Below are 15772 nucleotides of genomic sequence, written 5' to 3' on the forward strand. Positions count from 1 at the left end.
CAAACGGAACCAGATCGGCCCTTGATGTCAAGCTCTCCTCGCACTAATCTGCCGGAAAAACGATCAAATCGTTCTGACCGCCTAGGACATGCGCAGGCTGAGCTAATCCTGGCCACATTTGCTGCGAAACTCGACCGCTCACTGCCCGTCCCACTCGGCGTGCAGCTCCAGGGCCTTATCCAATACGGCATTGCGCTCGGTGATCTCCCGGCCGGAATGCGGCTCCCCTCTGTACGCGAGCTGGCGGAAAGCGCCGGCGTAGCCCCCATGACCATTGTGGGCGTCTACAACGAACTCAAGCAGCAAAAACTGATCGAGTCCCGCGGCAGTTCGGGCACATTCGTGGCCAAGACCGAGAGCTTGCCCGACCCCACGGTGTTCCAGCGGCTTAATCCTGCCATCGACGCCCTGCTGCAACTGGGGCAAAGCCTGGGCGTGGACGCTGGCAGGATCACCGCCATGATTGCCGGTCGCGCCGGCCATCTGCGGTTCCAGCAGGCAAACGGGCTCAATCTCGTGCTGGTGGGCTTGTTTGCCGATGCGACCCAGGCCTATGCCGACCACATTCGCCCGAACTTGCCCGCAACTGACACTCTTGTTGCAGTAACCGTCGACGCTTTGCGCAATGGAGCGCCCCTCCCCCCTGCCGACCTGATCCTAACCTTCGCCAACCGGCGGGCTGAAGTCGAGCAGATCGTTGGCACCAATATCCCGGTGCTCGGCCTTCAGTTTATTGCCTCGGAGGCCACCCGAACGCGCCTCGCCGGCCTCGATCCAAGCATGCGGGTCGGCATCGTCTCCATCTTCCCCCAGTTCATGGCGATGATGAAGTCCGGCGTCATGCGCTTTTGCCCTCATGTGACCAGCACGGCGATCACCATGGCCGACGATCCCGAGCTCGAACGCTTTATCGAGCAGGTCGACGTCGTGGTTTATGCCACCGGCCTCGACTGGATGGCCGCCAAGGTCGCCCCTCATCAGCAGGCCTTCGAATACCGGCACGCGCCGGACCGCACCTTCGTGCAGCAACACGTCCTGCCGCTGCTTGATACCCTGAGAAACAATACCACTGCCAAGGAGACAGCATGAAAATCGCCGACATGAATTGGTTTCAGGTCGAAACTTACCTGAAATCGGATGACCGGGCGATCGTGCCTCTCGGCTCTACCGAACAGCACGCCTATCTGAGCAATGCGGTGGACTCGATTCTTGCCGAGAAGATCTCGGTGGAAGCTGCTGAACCTTATGGCATTCCGGTGTTCCCGGCCCTGGCTTTTGGCATCACCCCCTATTTCGCCACCTATCCCGGCAGCATCACGCTGCGCATGGATACCTATGGGCGCATCATCACCGATATTCTCGATAGCCTCGCGAGCACTGGCTTCAAGCGCGTACTGTTCGTGAACGGGCATGGCGGCAACACGCCCGGCCAGACGGCCGCGCTCGAATGGCTCAACAGCAACCCCGATTGCCGCATTCGCTGGCACAACTGGTGGAACGCCCCCAAGACCCTCGCCAAGGTGCACGCCATCGATCCCGTGGCTTCGCACGCTTCCTGGATGGAGAACTTCCCCTGGACGCGCCTGCCCAATATCGGCATGCCCGACGAGCAAAAGCCGATGGCCGATCTCGACAAGCTCAAGACCATGGACGCCGGCAAGGTCAAGGACTACCTCGGCGACGGCAATTTCGGCGGCCGCTACCAGCGCTCGGACGAAGACATGCAGGCGATCTGGGACGTTGCCATTGCTGAAACCCGCGCGCTGATCGAGGACGGCTGGGCATGACCGACACCATCCTGATCTGGGGCGGCGGCGCCATTGGCGGCACGCTCAGCGCCTTCATGGCCCGCGCCGGCGAGGATGTGCTGCTGGTGGACATCGTCCCCGAGCACGTCGCTGCCATCAACGAAAATGGCCTGCTCATCGAAGGGCCGGTGGAAACCTTCACTCAGCCCATGAAGGCGGCCCTGCCCGCTGAGGTCACCGGCAAGTTCAAGACCGTGATCCTGGCGGTCAAGGCCCAGCACACCGAAGCGGCGATCGAGGCCCTGCGGCCGTTCCTGGCTGATGACGGCTATGTTGTGTCGGCCCAGAATGGCCTCAACGAACTCACCATCGGCAAGCTGATCGGCCCCGAGCGCACCATTGGCTGCTTTGTCAATTTCGGCGCCGATTGGCTCGAAGCGGGCAAGATCCTCCTGGGCAATCGCGGCAAGGTGGCGATTGGCGAACTCGACGGCTCGGTCACCGACCGGCTGCGCGAAGTGCATCGCCTATTCTCGCTCTACGAGCCTGATGCCGAGCTCACCACCAATATCTGGGGCTATCTCTGGGGCAAGATGGGCTATGGCGGCATGCTGTTTGCCACCGCCCTCACCCCCGCCTCGATGTCGGACAACTTCGCCAGCACCAAGCATGCCCCGGTCTTCGAAGGTCTCGGCCGCGAGGTGATGGCCGTCGCCCGTGCCCGTGGCGTGACGCCCTTGGGCTTCAACGGCTTTGATCCCGCCGCCTTCATGCCGGGCTCCTCAACCGAGGACGCCAAGCGCTCCATTGCCGCCATGGAAGAACACAACCGCCACACCGCCAAGACCCATTCGGGCGTATGGCGCGACATCGCCGTGCGCAAGCGCAAGACCGAGGTGGACGCGCAATTCGCCATCATCATCGATCTGGCCAAGGAAGCGAGCGTTGACGCCCCGATCACCAGGCGCTTGGTCGATCTGGTGCACGAAGTGGAAAATGGCCGTCCCCAATCCTGGGATGTTCTCGATGAGTTGTTGGCAGCATGCAGCTAGATTTCACCGGTAAACGCGCGGTTGTCACCGGCGCCGCCCAAGGCATTGGCCGCTCCATCGTTGCGGCGCTGGTTGAAGCCGGCGCCCGCGTCGTGGCTCTTGACCTGGACCCACAAGGGCTCGTCGAAGCCAAGGCCGCAGGTGCTGAACACACCATGATCCTTGATCTGTCCGACCGCAGTCAGGTGCAGGCAAGGTTCAGCGAAATCAACGCCCTGCTCGGGGGCATTGACGTTCTGGCTCTGGCCGCCGGCGGCGTGCGGGGCCAGGTGGCCCAGCCGCTGGAAAACGTCTCCGAGCATGATTGGCATCAGCTCTTTGCCGCCAATGTGGACGCCGCCTTCTGGTGCGCCCAGGCTGCCGCGCCTGGGATGAAAGCGCAAAAAGACGGGCGCATTGTCACCATCGCGTCGGGCGCTGGCTTGCGCCCGAGCCTGACCGGCATCCAGGCCTATAGCTCGGCCAAGCACGCCCTTGTGGGCCTGACCAAGCAGCTCGCGCTGGAACTTGGGCCCCACGGCGTCACGGTCAACAGTGTCGCCCCTGGCTTTGTGCTGTCCAATCCCGCCACCCAGCGGCAATGGGAAAGCTATGGTGAGGCGGGGCAAAAGGCGCTTGTTGACTCCATTCATCTCCGCCGGCTGGGCGAGCCCGCCGATATTGCCAAGGCCGTGCTGTTCCTAGCCTCCGAACATGCCAGCTGGATCACCGGGCAGATCCTGAGCGTGGATGGCGGCCGCGCCTGATCTAAAAGGAGCCGCCCCCAGGGCGGCTCCACTGGCAAAGCGCGGGCTGCTGGCGCGCAGTGCCCGCTCGATCAAACCGGCTTACTGTGAAGCCTCGGCGCCGCCTTCCAGCGACTCTGGTGCCGTGACGTCACGCTGCGGACCTGCGGCATTGAACGAGCTGACCACGACGGCCCCGATGCCGAGAACCAGAAAAATTGCGAGAGCGATAAGAACGTTTCTCATAGGGCCTCCTGTCCGTGAGCTAACGGTCAGATCTCGCCTGCGGTTCAATTCTCCCCGTGTTAATCCCGCAGCGGATCGCCCGAGGCACTCCGTGGCATGCTCACCTATGCCGCCTGGGAACGCCCATCCTGTGGCAAGCGTGGCGTTGTCATTGAAATTCGCCCGTAGCGGCAATGACTTGCACCGTCACACAGGTGTTGCACATCCGTTATAAAACCGTCGCCACGGCTTCATAGGTTGGCCGGGTCACAGCGCGGGCCCGGACTTGCCGGATCGGCTAACACGATAAAGACGAACTCCGAAAAGGGAACCACATGAAAACTGCACTTCTTGCCAGTGCTGCAGCCGTTGCGCTTGTTGCCGGCTCCACTGCTGCGTTCGCCCAGACCCGCGATACCATCCAGATCGCCGGCTCCTCCACCGTTCTGCCTTTCGCGTCGATCGTCGCTGAAGAATTCGGCGCAGCTTTCCCTGAATTCAACACGCCAGTTGTTGGCTCCGGCGGCACGGGCGGTGGCTTGTCCCAGTTCTGCGCTGGCGTTGGCGACAACACCATCGACATTGCCAATGCATCCCGCCAGATCCGCGACGGCGAGCGCGAAGCCTGCACCGCCGCCGGCGTGACTGACATCCGGGAAATCCAGTTCGGCTTTGATGGCATCGTCTTTGCCTCTGCCGCATCGGGCCCCGACTTCGCCCTCACTCCTGTCCATGTCTACAAGGCAATCGCGGACAAGGTCGTTGTGGACGGCGAGCTCGTGGACAATCCCTACACCAACTGGTCCGAAATCGATCCTTCGCTGCCCGACCAGCCCATCATGTTGGCGGTTCCCGCTTCGAACCACGGCACGCGTGAAGTGTTCCAGGAACGCGTTGTGGACGCCGGTTGCGAGGAAGCCGGGCTGCCTGAAGGGCTGAGCGAGGACGAAGCAGAAGCCGCTTGCACCACTTACCGTCAGGACGTGGTCACCGAGATCTCGGGTGACTACACCGAAACTCTGGCGCGTCTCAACTCCGACCCCAACACCGTCGGCGTTTTCGGACTCTCCTTTTACGAGCAGAACACCGATACCCTGAAGGTCGCCACCGTTGACGGTGTAACGCCCTCCAAGGAAACCGTTGCAGCGGGTGAATACCCTGTCAGCCGTCCGCTGTTCTTTTACGTCAAGGGCCAGCATATCGGCGTCATCCCGGGCCTTGAAGATTATGTCGCCTTCTTCCTGTCAGAGGCCGTTTCCGGCGAAGGCGGCGTGCTTGAAGCTGCCGGCCTGATTCCCCAGCCCGCCGAAAAAACCGAAGAAGTTATGGCCGCTTTCGAAGCTGGCCCGACCCAGTAATCGATCCGGCGGGCCACCCTGGAAGGTGGCCCGCTCCCTTATGTGCGGGAGCATCGCATGAATTCCCTTGCTGTTGCCGGCCTCTTGCTGGTGTTGCTCGGCTTGTCCTACCAGACGGGTTGGTCGCGCAGCCGCGCTCTTGCCACAACCAGTGGCCAGAAGGTCCATTCGCGCCCGCAATATCACGGTGCCTATACCGCCATCTGGACCATGATCCCCGCCCTGCTGGTTCTGCTGCTCTGGGCCTGGTTCGGTGGCGAGATTACTCACAACTACATCGTCGCGCAAATTCCCCTCGAAACCCTCCAGTCGCTCGACCAGACCGGCCTGAACGCCACCATCGGCCGCATCCAGGCTATCGCCTCGGGCTTTGGCGTTGCTGGCGAAGTCGCCCCCTATGAGCAAGCCGCCGGGGAGCACCTGCGCTGGTTCCAAATGCTCACCAGTGCCGGCGTGCTGCTGGTCGCCGCCCTATGTGGTGGTGCCGCGCTTCTTTACGCCCGCAAGCGCATCACTGCCCGTCTTCGCGCCCGCAACGCAGTGGAGCGGGTCATCAACATCGGTTTGCTGCTTTGCTCGGCGGTCGCAATCCTCACCACCCTTGGGATTGTTGCGTCCCTGCTGACCGAAGCCATCCGCTTCTTCACCTTCATTCATCCGCTAGATTTCTTCTTCGGTACAGTTTGGGCCCCCAATAATGCCCCCGCTGCCGGCAATTACGGCCGCTACGGGCTGCTCCCGCTCCTCGCCGGCACGCTGATGATCACCGCCATCGCGATGCTGGTGGCCGTACCTTTAGGTCTGATGGCCGCCATTTATCTCAGCCAATATGCGCCGCGCCGGCTGCGGGCCGTCGCCAAGCCCTTGATCGAGGTGCTGGCCGGCATTCCGACCATCGTCTTCGGGTTTTTCGCACTCGTGACCGTCGGGCCATTCCTGCGCGACTTCGGCCGTCTGGTCGGGCTCAACATCAATGCCACCAGCGCCCTCACCGCGGGCATTGTCATGGGCATCATGATCATCCCCTTTGTCTCCTCGCTCAGCGACGACATTCTCAACCAGGTGCCACGCACTCTGCGCGATGGTTCATACGGGCTTGGGGCCACCCAGAGCGAAACCATCCGAAAAGTGCTGCTGCCCGCCGCGCTGCCGGGCATCGTTGGCGCCTTTTTGCTGGCTGTCAGCCGCGCCATTGGCGAAACCATGATTGTGGTGCTTGCCGCCGGCAATGCACCCGTGCTGCGCGGCAACCCCTTCGAGCCCGTTGCAACCATCACCGTGTCCATCGTCAACCAGCTCACCGGTGATACCGATTTCTCCGGCCCTCAGTCCCTCGTCGGCTTTGCCCTGGGGCTCACCCTCTTCGTGATTACCCTCTGCCTCAACATCTTCGCGCTTTATATCGTCCGCCGCTTCCGGGAGCAGTACGAGTAACATGGCCACCACCCTCACCACTGCCCCCCGCGAAATCTCCCAGCAGCGCACGCGCCTGGTCCGGTCGGGCTTGCGCCGTCGGCACCGGAACGAAGCGATCTTTCGAGGGCTGGGCATCGGCGCCATTGTTCTGGCACTGGGCTTTGTCGCCCTCCTGTTCGTGGATGTGACCCGCAAGGGGATCCCGGCTTTCGTCCAGTCCAACCTGCATCTGGAGGTGTTCTTCGATCCCGCCATCATCGATGTCGGCCCTGCGCCCGTGGCGGGCGAATTCGCCTCGCCCGCGGAATATCAGGCGGCGGATTTGCGCTGGCGGCGTGAACTGGCTTTGTTGAACTGGAACCGCATCCTAGAGGCCGCGCTGCTCGCCAAGCTGCCGCCGGGGACCGAGATCACCTCGCGCGAACTCCTCTCGATTCCGGAAACCAATGCCCGCCATCAACTCCGGGAGATGTTCGTTGCCGATCCAGCGCTGCTTGGCCGCACTGTGCCGGTGGACGTTCTCGCCTCGGCCAACGCCGATAATTGGATCAAGGGCAACATCAACCGCTCGCTCGGCGATGCGCAGCAGCAGCTGTCACCGGCCGCCCGTAGCGTGATCGATGCCTTTGAGGCGAACGGCACCGTCACCAATGGCTTTGCCTGGTCACTGTTCACCAATGCCGATAGCCGCGCCGCGCCGGCCTCCGCGGGCCTGCTGGGCGCCTTTGTGGGCTCCCTTTACATGATGCTGATCGTGATCGTCCTGGCCGTTCCTATCGGCGTCGCCGCGGCGATCTATCTCGAGGAATTTGCGCCCAAGTCGCGGCTGACCGACTTCATCGAGGTCAACATCAACAACCTCGCCGCCGTGCCCTCCATCGTCTTCGGTCTGCTCGGCGCCGCGGTCTTCATCAACTACATGCACCTGCCCATCTCGGCTCCCTTGGTTGGTGGTCTGGTGCTGACGCTGATGACGCTTCCCACCATCATCATCGCGACCCGTGGCGCGCTGCTGGGCGTTTCCCCCGCCCTGCGCCAAGCCGCCTTGGGCATGGGGGCCAGCAAGACGCAGATGGTGTTCCATCATGTACTGCCGGTGACGCTTCCCTCCATCCTCACGGCCACCATTCTGGGCGTCGCCCACGCCCTTGGTGAAACAGCGCCGCTCCTGCTGATCGGCATGAAGGCCTTTGTGGCCCAGGTGCCCGCTACCCCGCTCGATCAGGCCACCGCCCTGCCCGTCCAGATCTATCTCTGGCAGGGCAACGAGAACCGCAACTTCTTTGAACCGCGCACGGCAGCGGCCATCATGGTGCTGCTCGGCGTCATGATCGTGCTGAACGGCACTGCCATCTATCTGCGCTCGCGCCTCGAAAAGCGCGTCTGATCGACCTCACGCAACAAGGACATCGAAAATGGACATGCTTGCCGGTAAGGTGAAGTTGACCCAACAATCAGTGACTAGCGCCATGAACCCGTCTGCCGCCTTGGATCGTCCTATCCGGATCGAAGCCCGGGACGTAACCGTCCACTACGGCGCCAAGCAGGCTTTGTTCGGCATCTCCATCGACATCCCCGATCGCGCGGTGACCTCGTTTATCGGCCCCTCGGGATGCGGCAAGTCGACTTTCCTGCGCTGCATCAACCGCATGAACGACACCATCGAAGGCGCTCGAGTCGGCGGCACCATCAAGCTCGACGGCGAAGACATCTACGATCCCGCGCTCGACGTGGTGGAACTGCGCGCCCGGATCGGCATGGTGTTCCAAAAGCCCAACCCGTTCCCCAAATCCATCTACGAGAACGTCGCCTACGGACCGCGCATTCACGGCTTGGCGCGCAACAAGTCCGATCTCGACGAGATCGTTGTCTCCTCGCTCCGCAAGGCCGGTCTCTTCGAGGAGGTCAAGGATCGCCTCAACGAGCCCGGCACCGGCCTGTCGGGCGGTCAGCAGCAGCGTTTGTGCATTGCCCGCGCCATCGCCGTCGGCCCCGAGGTCATCCTCATGGACGAGCCCTGCTCAGCCCTTGATCCGATCGCCACCGCCATCATCGAAGAACTGATCGATGAGTTGCGCGAGAACTACACCATCGTCATCGTCACCCACTCCATGCAACAGGCAGCGCGTGTGTCGCAGAAAACCGCGTTCTTCCACCTGGGCAAGCTGATCGAGGAAGGGGTGACCGAAGACATCTTCACCAACCCGGTCCACAAGCAGACGCAAGACTATATCATGGGCCGCATCGGCTGATTTGCCCGGCACCAACGGAGGAAACGCCATGCCCGCCACTAAAGACCACATCGTAACGTCCTACAGCGACGAACTGGTCGCGCTTGCCCAGGCCATTGCCGAAATGGGCGGCATGGTGGAACTCGCCATCGAGAACGGCACCAAGTCGCTGCTGAAGCTTGACCGCGAACTGGCCGACCTCACCATCATCGCCGACCAGCGCATCGACGACATGCAGCGCCGCATCGACGACATGGCTGTGTCCATGATCGCCCGGCGCCAGCCCATGGCTTCGGACCTGCGCGCCATCATCACCGCGATCCACGTCGCTCAGGACCTGGAGCGCGTCGGTGACATGGCCAAGCAACTGGCCCGCCGCTCGCTCAAACTCGAAGGCATGAACCTACAGCCCACCTTCTATAACGGCGTCAAGAACATGACGGCGCTGGTGCTGGGCCAGATCAAGAACGCACTCGATGCCTATTCGAACCGCGACGCTGCCGCTGCCATCGAGGTTTGCAATCGCGACGACGAGGTCGATGCCATGCACACTTCGCTCTTCCGCGAACTGCTGACCTATATGATGGAAGACCCGCGCAACATTACCACCTGCACCCATCTCCTGTTCTGCGCCAAAAGCCTGGAGCGGATCGGCGATCACGCCACCAACATTGCCGAGCGGGCCTACTACCTGCAAACCGGCCGGCAGCTTACGGGCGACGTTCAGGAACTGCACCGCACGCAAATCAAAGCATAGCACGCACCAAGGTTTATTTTGGCGCCACCCTGCCCCTAGGGAAAGGGATTGCGCAGTTGAACAATCGGGCCAATGAGCCCGACTGGAGGGTAACCCATGCCAGCCACAATTCTTGTTGTCGAAGACGAAGAAGACCTCTCGATCCTGCTGCGCTACAATCTCGAGGCGGAGGGCTTTGCGGTGCTCACGGCCGAAACCGGCAATGATGCGCTCGAGCATATCAAGGACAAGGTTCCCGACTTGATCCTGCTCGATTGGATGCTGCCCGAGATTTCCGGCATCGAGCTGTGCCGGCGCCTCCGTGCCCGCCAGGAAACCGCATTGATCCCCATTATCATGCTGACCGCCCGCGGCGAGGAAGAAGAGCGCATCCGGGGTTTGGCGACCGGCGCCGATGACTACATGGTCAAGCCCTTCTCGGTGCCTGAACTGGTTGCCCGGGTGCGGGCCCTGCTGCGCCGCGCCAGCCCAAATCTCGTCACCGCCTCGCTCAAGCTGGGTGACTTGGAACTCGATCGCACCACTCACCGGGTGCGCCGCGGCAGCCGCGACGTCCATCTTGGCCCTACTGAATACCGCCTGCTGGAATATTTGATGCGCCATCCCGGCCGGGTTTATTCACGCGAGCAGTTGCTGGACGGCGTTTGGGGCAATGAGGTTTATGTCGATGAACGTACAGTTGATGTGCACATCGGCCGCCTGCGCCGCGCGATCAACCGGGGCCGCGATGCCGATCCGATCCGCACCGTGCGGGGCGCTGGTTATGCCTTTGACGAGCGTTTCGCCCAGCCCGCCTGAGCGATCCTGCTCTCGCCTGTTGATAATTTTGTAACGATCTGCTCAAGCGGTTTGTTAAAAGCCGGGCTGCTAACGCTGTTTTCTTGAGGGAACGGCGGGGCAGTGCATGACCACCACGGATCAACGCCTGATCGACGAGCTTGCCAACCAGCCGGCTCCGGCGTCCACGACGTCCGGCGGCGGCATCACCCTGCAGCGCGGCCTCGCCGCTGCGGAGCCGGCGTGGCGCGCTCTTGAGCGCGAGGCGATCTTCACGCCCTACCAGCGCTTCGACTGGATTGCCGAGATTGCCCGCTCCCAGCAGCTCGAAGATTCGGACTTCGTCACCCTCCTGATCGAATTTGATGGCAGCCCCGCCGCCCTGCTTCCCTTGCATCTTCACCGCAAGGCCGGCTGCACCTTTGCGGCCATTCCCGGCTCCTCCTTTGGCAACAGCGACTGGATGCCTGTTCGGCGCGATGCTGCGGCGCTTCTTACCCGACCCGTGCTGAACCGGGCCTTTGCCCAATTGCGAGACGAGGCCGGCGTCGATGTGCTCAGCTTCGAGCACCTGCCTGCCCAATGGCGGGGCATTGACAATCCCCTGCTGAGCTTTCCCCATCAGCCTTCGCCAGACCATTTCTATTATGCGGACATTGCGCCCACCATGCTCGAAACGCTCCCGAAAAAGCGGCGGGTCGATATCCTGCGCGGGCGTCGCCGGCTCGAAGAAACGCTAGGTCCCGTCACGTTGCGCCGCGCCACAACGCTCGAGCACATCGACCAAGTCCATGCGGCCTTCCTTGAGCATCGCTCCGTGCGATTCCGGCAAATGGGCGTGCCAAATGTCTTTGCCGAGCCTCACTTCCGCGCCTTGTTCCGGGATGGGGCCATTGCCGGCGCCAGCGAGGACAAGCCGGCCGTAGCGCTCCATGCGCTTTATGTCGGCGAAGAAATCGTGGCGACGGCGGTAGGCACCTATTCCCCCTGCCATTATTCGCAATACATCAACTCCAACACGGACGGGCCGGCCTCCAAATACAGCCTTGTGGGCCTCCTGATGTTCCTGCTGGTGGAAGATCTTATCGCCGCCGGCATCAGCAGCATCGATATGGGCGTGGGCGATTTCGCCTACAAAACCTCCTGGACCCAGAAGACGCCGATCAACGACGCGGCGATTGCGCTAAGCGCTAAGGGCACTGCCGCCGCCGCCCTCCTTAATGGCAAGCGCGCGCTTAAGCGGCACATCAAGCAGAACGACAAGCTTTGGAGCTTTGCCAAGCAGCTGCGCCAGTGGCGCCAGCCAAAACCCGACTGATCGACCCTATCCTGCAGCTGGACGACGGGCCACAAGGCTCGTGACGATCAGATAGGTCAACACCAGCGCTCCCGCCGTGATCATCACCGCCAGCAGTACCAACCCGGTCTTGGGCGAAACCGGTGCACTCGACACCACCGGATGCGACACCAGGCGCATATCAGGGAATGCAGCGCCCCCGTCTACCTGAGCCCGCGCCGCTTCGGCCTGCTGCAGGTAACGCTCGAGGACGCTACGTTGCGCCGCCGCATCGCGCTGCAGCGCCGCGAGGGCCACGCTGTCGCGCTCTTCCCCGCCGACGGATTGTTGCAAGATCTGCTGGTCGGCCGCCAGTGCCTCAGCCAGAGCCGCTTCAGTCTCGGCCTGCCGATCCGTCTGGTCAGCAATGTGCCGCGCGGCGGTAGCGAGTTGCGCATCGACAACCGCAATCTGCGCCCGCAATCCCAGAACATTCGGATGGTTGAACGATAAACTGCTGGCTTGCTGCGCCAGCTGTCCCTGCAGACTGGCCCGGAGCTGAATGAGACTTCTGCCCCTTGCGTCCGCCGCCAGTTCCGTGCTGCCCACCAGCGAACCTCCTAGCGCCAGGCGCTGCCGCAGCACCGCCGCACGCGCCCTGAAGCTCAAACTGCGCTCCTCAGCCGCAAGCCGCCGCCCCGCCATGTCGCTCAATTGGCTGCCAACCATGCTGCCCTCCGGCAGGTCGCCAATCGTCCCCCGCGCAATGCGGAACTTGGCCACGGCGTCCTCGGCTTGAAACACTCGCTGCCGCAACTCCGGTATCGTGCTCTCAAGCCACGCTAATGCCTGCCGGGCATCGTCGAGCCCCTGCTGCGCCCGTCGGGCGATCGCGGTTTCGGCGATGCTCAGCGCCAATTGGCGTGCCAATTCGGGTGCACGGGCCCGGGTCTTCAGCCAGATTATCGCGGTTCCCAGTTCGCTCGTTACCAGCGTACGCTCTTCGAGCGCCAGCACCGCCGCGTCAAACGCCGCCTGCCCCGTTTTGCCGCCGTTGAACTCGGCTTGCTGCGCCAGCCCGAGCTGCGCCACCACATCCATCAAAGTGTCGCGTGACCGCAGCAATTGCACATTGCTGGAAATGGTCGCTCGGTCCGGAACTGATACGGACGCTGGCTGACCCGCCCCGAAGTAGTTGGGTCGTGGCTCCACCAGGATCGTGGCCGAAGATTCATAAAGCCGGGGAACGCGTGACACGGCAACATATGCCAGCACGGGCACCACAAGGAGCACCAGCAGCGCGGCCCACCGGCGCGCCCAGATAATTCCGAGCAGCTGATAAAGGTCGATCTGGGAGTCAAACGCGCGCAAGCAACTGGCCTCTAACGGCAGGAACCGGGGCAGCCTAGTGCCTTTCCATGTTCACGCCGTTAACCGCGGGTGGAAATGCTTGGGAAAGCATAGAAACAGCAACACGACTGGCGCTCAGCCCCAATCATCTTCCCTCCCAATTGTTGCTAATTGCAGCGAGATTTTCTTCATTCTTGCTGGCTAGGTTTTTGCCCAGTAATTGGGGGCAGAAGTGAACAGCAAGCGTCTTGTTATCTCAGGGGTGCTGGGCGGGCTCGTCCTCGCCTTCCTCGCCGTCATGGCAGTTTCGATTTTGCGCGAAGTGCCCGGCACCAACAGCTACGCGCTGCTCGCCCAATCCTGGCTCGAAGGGCGGCTCGATACCACCGGGCCGTGCTTTGACGGCGACTGCGCGCTTTATGAGGGCCGCACCTATGTGGTGTTTCCGCCCGCCCCCGGACTGGTGGTGCTGCCCTTCGTGGCCATCTTCGGCAGCAGCTTTCACTTCTTTACGCCGCTGACCATGCTGGCCTTTGGCCTTACCGGCTGGCTCTGGTGGCGCATTGCCAACCAGGCCGTGCGCCTCAATCGTGACCTGGCCATCCTGCTCGTGCTGCTGGTGCTGTTCGCAACCCCACTGGCCTTTGTCGCCATTCGCGGCGATCGGGTTTGGTTCTTCGCCCAAAGCTGGGGAACCTTGTTCAGCACTTCAGCCATCTATTTCGCGCTGGTGCGACGCAACGGTTTGCTCGCGGGTCTCTTCATCGCACTCGCCTTCCTGTCGCGGCAGATGACGATCCTTTACCTGCCCTTCCTCTACATCCTCCTGCTCGAAGATGGCGTGCCCCTGTTCCGCATCGATCGGGCCGCATGGCGGCGAGCCTTTACCCTTGCTGCCTTCCCCATTCTCGGGGTGCTGATCTACCTCGCCTACAACTATGTGCGCTTCGATTCCTTCACCGAAACGGGCTACAACTATATCTTCCCACCCCAGTTCGACACAGGGGAGACGGCGGGCAACTTCCTTGTCTCGCGGGTACGCGAAATCGGGATCTTTGCCCCCGCTTACTTCATCTTCAACTTCATCTACATGTTCATCGCCGGCCCGCATGTGGATTTCACCGGCCCTTATCTGACCGAGATGGGCGGCTTTGACACCAATGGCGCGTCCCTATTCCTCGTCACGCCAGTGCTGTTGTGGGTGTTTCTGGGTAACTGGAACCGCAGCTTCTGGTGGGGTCTGGGCACCTGCGCCGCCATTCTTGGCTTGACGCTGCTCTACCATTCCAACGGCTTCTCGCAATATGCCGCCCAGCGCTTCACCCTAGACTGGCTGCCCATCCTGCTGCTGCTGCTAGCGCGGGCCCTTAAGCCCGGACACGCGCCGCCGCTGTCCATTCTGCTGGCCTATTCCATGCTCGTTACGCTGGCGATGATCGTGCTGGGGGGCGTGCTCGCAATGGGCTGACGCTTCCCGCCCGCCTGAGGGTCATAGCCCTCGGGCGGCCTGCTTGCGCAAAGCGGGCAGCCGCAGGTCTGGATCGGCCCGGACAGTCACGCCCCAGATCAACCCTACGACCAGGAAATAATGCCGCCAGTGATCGGTATCGATCACGCCCGATTGCAGCGCGAGCGGGATAAACACCGCCAGTGCCGGGATCAGCAGCTTGCGCCGGCTCCGGTCGGCCAGGCCGCGGAACCCGCGCCACAACGTCGCCAGCACCAGCAGGTAATAACAGGCGCCGCCACCCCAGCCATAGGCCTGGATCACAGTGACATAGGTGTTGTGCGGCTGCTCGATGATGCGCAGATTGTGGAACTCGGTCGGTCCAAGTCCCAGCGGATGCGATAGCGCCAGATCGAACGCATAGCCCTGCCGCCCAAACCGCCCGGTATCGCCGGTATCATAATCCTGCGTGACGCTGGCCCGCTCCTCGAACAGGCTCCCCACTGCCGGGATACTCAGCAACCCGGCGAACGCGATCATGATCACAAACAAGCCCGCCAGCGCCAGGAGCAGCATCCGCACCTTGTCGCGAGCATAAGCTTCCAGAAAAAAGCACAAGCCGAACACCAGCAGCGACGACAGGGCAAAATGCCCCCATGCCGCCCGTGAAAAGCTCATGAACACGCCGATCATCACCAGCATGAACAAGATGGCGGGGATAAAGAGCTTGCCGCCGCGCAGGAAAAACACGTCGCGCAGCACATACATGGCCGGCAGGATCAGGAAGGGGCCATACACATTGGGGTCCTTGAACAGCCCCTTGGCGCGACCATACAGCACAAAGGCATCAGCGCCCGGCATGAGGCCGAGATAAGCCAAGACGCCGAGCACTGACGACAGCACGGCGATAGCCATATAAGCACGAACGATCAGCCGGACCCGCCGTTCCGGAGCTTCACCCACGAAGTTCGCGACGAAATAGCTGGTGATGAACAGGAAGATCGTCACCGCGACAAAGGTGAAAGCCTCGGTCAGTGGCGTGTAGCGCACCTGGAACGCTGCGATAAGCCCGAACGGGATAAACGCCGTCGTCAGCAGCAGCAACGGGATAGTCGAACTAAAAAGGCTCATCCCCGCAGCCAGTGCCATGGCAAGCACCAGCACGAAGCTGAACTCATAAGGCGAGGGCTCGAACAGCACGACGCCACCCGAGAACACCCATATCGCCACCGTTGCGTGTAACAGCCAGAGCGCGCGCTCGCGCAGGAAGCCGCGCCCTAGCCGAGTGCCGATACCTGTGTGAGGCGCAAGGGCGCCCGCCATTTCAGCCATGAGCCGGCCCTGCAGCGCTGCGGCGCCGCCTGACGCCTATCGCGGCAACACTACGGAGTTGCGCGTGAAGGAAGTGCT

15 protein-coding genes are annotated in these 15772 nt (G+C 62.2%); 12 read left to right on the forward strand and 3 right to left on the reverse strand.

Annotation, left to right across the window (positions count from 1 at the left end; all coding sequences use genetic code 11):
* Positions 1-24 precede the first annotated feature (24 nt).
* Genes AC3YOG_RS12550 through AC3YOG_RS12565 form a run of 4 tightly spaced genes read left to right on the forward strand, consistent with a single transcriptional unit; the run spans position 25 to position 3546 of the window.
* On the forward strand, positions 25-1089 hold the full coding sequence (locus AC3YOG_RS12550) for a GntR family transcriptional regulator (RefSeq protein ID WP_282567757.1): 1065 nt from the start codon (positions 25-27) through the stop codon (positions 1087-1089).
* Positions 1086-1787, forward strand: coding sequence for a creatininase family protein (locus AC3YOG_RS12555; RefSeq protein ID WP_489935328.1), 702 nt, complete (start codon positions 1086-1088; stop codon positions 1785-1787). The genes AC3YOG_RS12550 and AC3YOG_RS12555 overlap by 4 nt, the downstream gene beginning before the upstream one ends.
* On the forward strand, positions 1784-2800 hold the full coding sequence (locus tag AC3YOG_RS12560) for a ketopantoate reductase family protein (RefSeq protein WP_489935329.1): 1017 nt from the start codon (positions 1784-1786) through the stop codon (positions 2798-2800). Before AC3YOG_RS12555 ends, AC3YOG_RS12560 begins: the two co-directional genes overlap by 4 nt.
* Positions 2791-3546, forward strand: coding sequence for an SDR family NAD(P)-dependent oxidoreductase (locus AC3YOG_RS12565; protein ID WP_489935330.1), 756 nt, complete (start codon positions 2791-2793; stop codon positions 3544-3546). The genes AC3YOG_RS12560 and AC3YOG_RS12565 overlap by 10 nt, the downstream gene beginning before the upstream one ends.
* An 81-nt stretch (positions 3547-3627) precedes the next feature.
* On the opposite strand, the gene AC3YOG_RS12570 is transcribed toward AC3YOG_RS12565, so the two are convergent.
* Entirely contained in the window at positions 3628-3771 is a 144-nt protein-coding gene (locus AC3YOG_RS12570) for a hypothetical protein (protein WP_164854846.1), read from the reverse strand.
* A gap of 314 nt (positions 3772-4085) precedes the next feature.
* Between AC3YOG_RS12570 and AC3YOG_RS12575 the strand changes: the two genes are divergently transcribed.
* From AC3YOG_RS12575 to AC3YOG_RS12605, 7 genes are all read left to right on the forward strand, one after another.
* On the forward strand, positions 4086-5108 hold the full coding sequence (locus AC3YOG_RS12575; RefSeq protein ID WP_127753635.1) for a PstS family phosphate ABC transporter substrate-binding protein: 1023 nt from the start codon (positions 4086-4088) through the stop codon (positions 5106-5108).
* A gap of 57 nt (positions 5109-5165) precedes the next feature.
* Positions 5166-6542 carry a phosphate ABC transporter permease subunit PstC gene (gene pstC / locus AC3YOG_RS12580; RefSeq protein WP_489935331.1) on the forward strand — a complete coding sequence of 459 codons (1377 nt, stop codon included), beginning with the start codon at positions 5166-5168 and terminating at the stop codon, positions 6540-6542.
* Between the two features lies 1 nt (position 6543).
* Entirely contained in the window at positions 6544-7911 is a 1368-nt protein-coding gene (gene pstA / locus AC3YOG_RS12585) for a phosphate ABC transporter permease PstA (RefSeq protein WP_172123714.1), read from the forward strand.
* 82 nt (positions 7912-7993) lie between these two features.
* Positions 7994-8776 carry a phosphate ABC transporter ATP-binding protein PstB gene (gene pstB / locus AC3YOG_RS12590; protein WP_127755266.1) on the forward strand — a complete coding sequence of 261 codons (783 nt, stop codon included), beginning with the start codon at positions 7994-7996 and terminating at the stop codon, positions 8774-8776.
* Positions 8777-8804: 28 nt separating this feature from the next.
* Positions 8805-9512, forward strand: coding sequence for a phosphate signaling complex protein PhoU (gene phoU, locus AC3YOG_RS12595; RefSeq protein WP_127753638.1), 708 nt, complete (start codon positions 8805-8807; stop codon positions 9510-9512).
* Between the two features lie 96 nt (positions 9513-9608).
* The gene (gene phoB / locus AC3YOG_RS12600; RefSeq protein WP_127753639.1) at positions 9609-10310 is read left to right on the forward strand and encodes a phosphate regulon transcriptional regulator PhoB; all 702 of its coding nucleotides are present in this window, start codon (positions 9609-9611) and stop codon (positions 10308-10310) included.
* Between the two features lie 106 nt (positions 10311-10416).
* Complete coding sequence (locus AC3YOG_RS12605) at positions 10417-11607, forward strand: GNAT family N-acetyltransferase (RefSeq protein WP_489935332.1); 1191 nt, start codon at positions 10417-10419, stop codon at positions 11605-11607.
* A gap of 6 nt (positions 11608-11613) precedes the next feature.
* Here the strand turns inward: AC3YOG_RS12605 and AC3YOG_RS12610 are convergent, their stop codons facing one another.
* Positions 11614-12936 carry a GumC family protein gene (locus AC3YOG_RS12610; protein WP_489935333.1) on the reverse strand — a complete coding sequence of 441 codons (1323 nt, stop codon included), beginning with the start codon at positions 12934-12936 and terminating at the stop codon, positions 11614-11616.
* 211 nt (positions 12937-13147) lie between these two features.
* On the opposite strand from AC3YOG_RS12610, the gene AC3YOG_RS12615 reads away from it, so the two are divergent.
* Positions 13148-14383, forward strand: a complete 1236-nt coding sequence (locus AC3YOG_RS12615) for a glycosyltransferase family 39 protein (protein WP_489935334.1) — start codon at positions 13148-13150, stop codon at positions 14381-14383.
* A 21-nt stretch (positions 14384-14404) separates the two neighbouring features.
* On the opposite strand, the gene AC3YOG_RS12620 is transcribed toward AC3YOG_RS12615, so the two are convergent.
* Positions 14405-15694, reverse strand: coding sequence for an O-antigen ligase family protein (locus AC3YOG_RS12620; protein WP_489935335.1), 1290 nt, complete (start codon positions 15692-15694; stop codon positions 14405-14407).
* Positions 15695-15772: the final 78 nt, after the last annotated feature.

The sequence above is a fragment of the Devosia sp. Z6_126 genome, from assembly GCF_058133495.1.

What these genes read in the sequence shown, in the direction of transcription:
- AC3YOG_RS12550 (WP_282567757.1), top strand. Translation starts at nt 25, where the DNA reads ATGTCAAGCTCTCCTCGCACTAATCTGCCGGAAAAACGATCAAATCGT.
- AC3YOG_RS12555 (WP_489935328.1), top strand. Translation starts at nt 1,086, where the DNA reads ATGAAAATCGCCGACATGAATTGGTTTCAGGTCGAAACTTACCTGAAA.
- AC3YOG_RS12560 (WP_489935329.1), top strand. Translation starts at nt 1,784, where the DNA reads ATGACCGACACCATCCTGATCTGGGGCGGCGGCGCCATTGGCGGCACG.
- AC3YOG_RS12565 (WP_489935330.1), top strand. Translation starts at nt 2,791, where the DNA reads ATGCAGCTAGATTTCACCGGTAAACGCGCGGTTGTCACCGGCGCCGCC.
- AC3YOG_RS12570 (WP_164854846.1), bottom strand. Translation starts at nt 3,771, where the DNA reads ATGAGAAACGTTCTTATCGCTCTCGCAATTTTTCTGGTTCTCGGCATC.
- AC3YOG_RS12575 (WP_127753635.1), top strand. Translation starts at nt 4,086, where the DNA reads ATGAAAACTGCACTTCTTGCCAGTGCTGCAGCCGTTGCGCTTGTTGCC.
- pstC (WP_489935331.1), top strand. Translation starts at nt 5,166, where the DNA reads ATGAATTCCCTTGCTGTTGCCGGCCTCTTGCTGGTGTTGCTCGGCTTG.
- pstA (WP_172123714.1), top strand. Translation starts at nt 6,544, where the DNA reads ATGGCCACCACCCTCACCACTGCCCCCCGCGAAATCTCCCAGCAGCGC.
- pstB (WP_127755266.1), top strand. Translation starts at nt 7,994, where the DNA reads ATGAACCCGTCTGCCGCCTTGGATCGTCCTATCCGGATCGAAGCCCGG.
- phoU (WP_127753638.1), top strand. Translation starts at nt 8,805, where the DNA reads ATGCCCGCCACTAAAGACCACATCGTAACGTCCTACAGCGACGAACTG.
- phoB (WP_127753639.1), top strand. Translation starts at nt 9,609, where the DNA reads ATGCCAGCCACAATTCTTGTTGTCGAAGACGAAGAAGACCTCTCGATC.
- AC3YOG_RS12605 (WP_489935332.1), top strand. Translation starts at nt 10,417, where the DNA reads ATGACCACCACGGATCAACGCCTGATCGACGAGCTTGCCAACCAGCCG.
- AC3YOG_RS12620 (WP_489935335.1), bottom strand. Translation starts at nt 15,694, where the DNA reads ATGGCTGAAATGGCGGGCGCCCTTGCGCCTCACACAGGTATCGGCACT.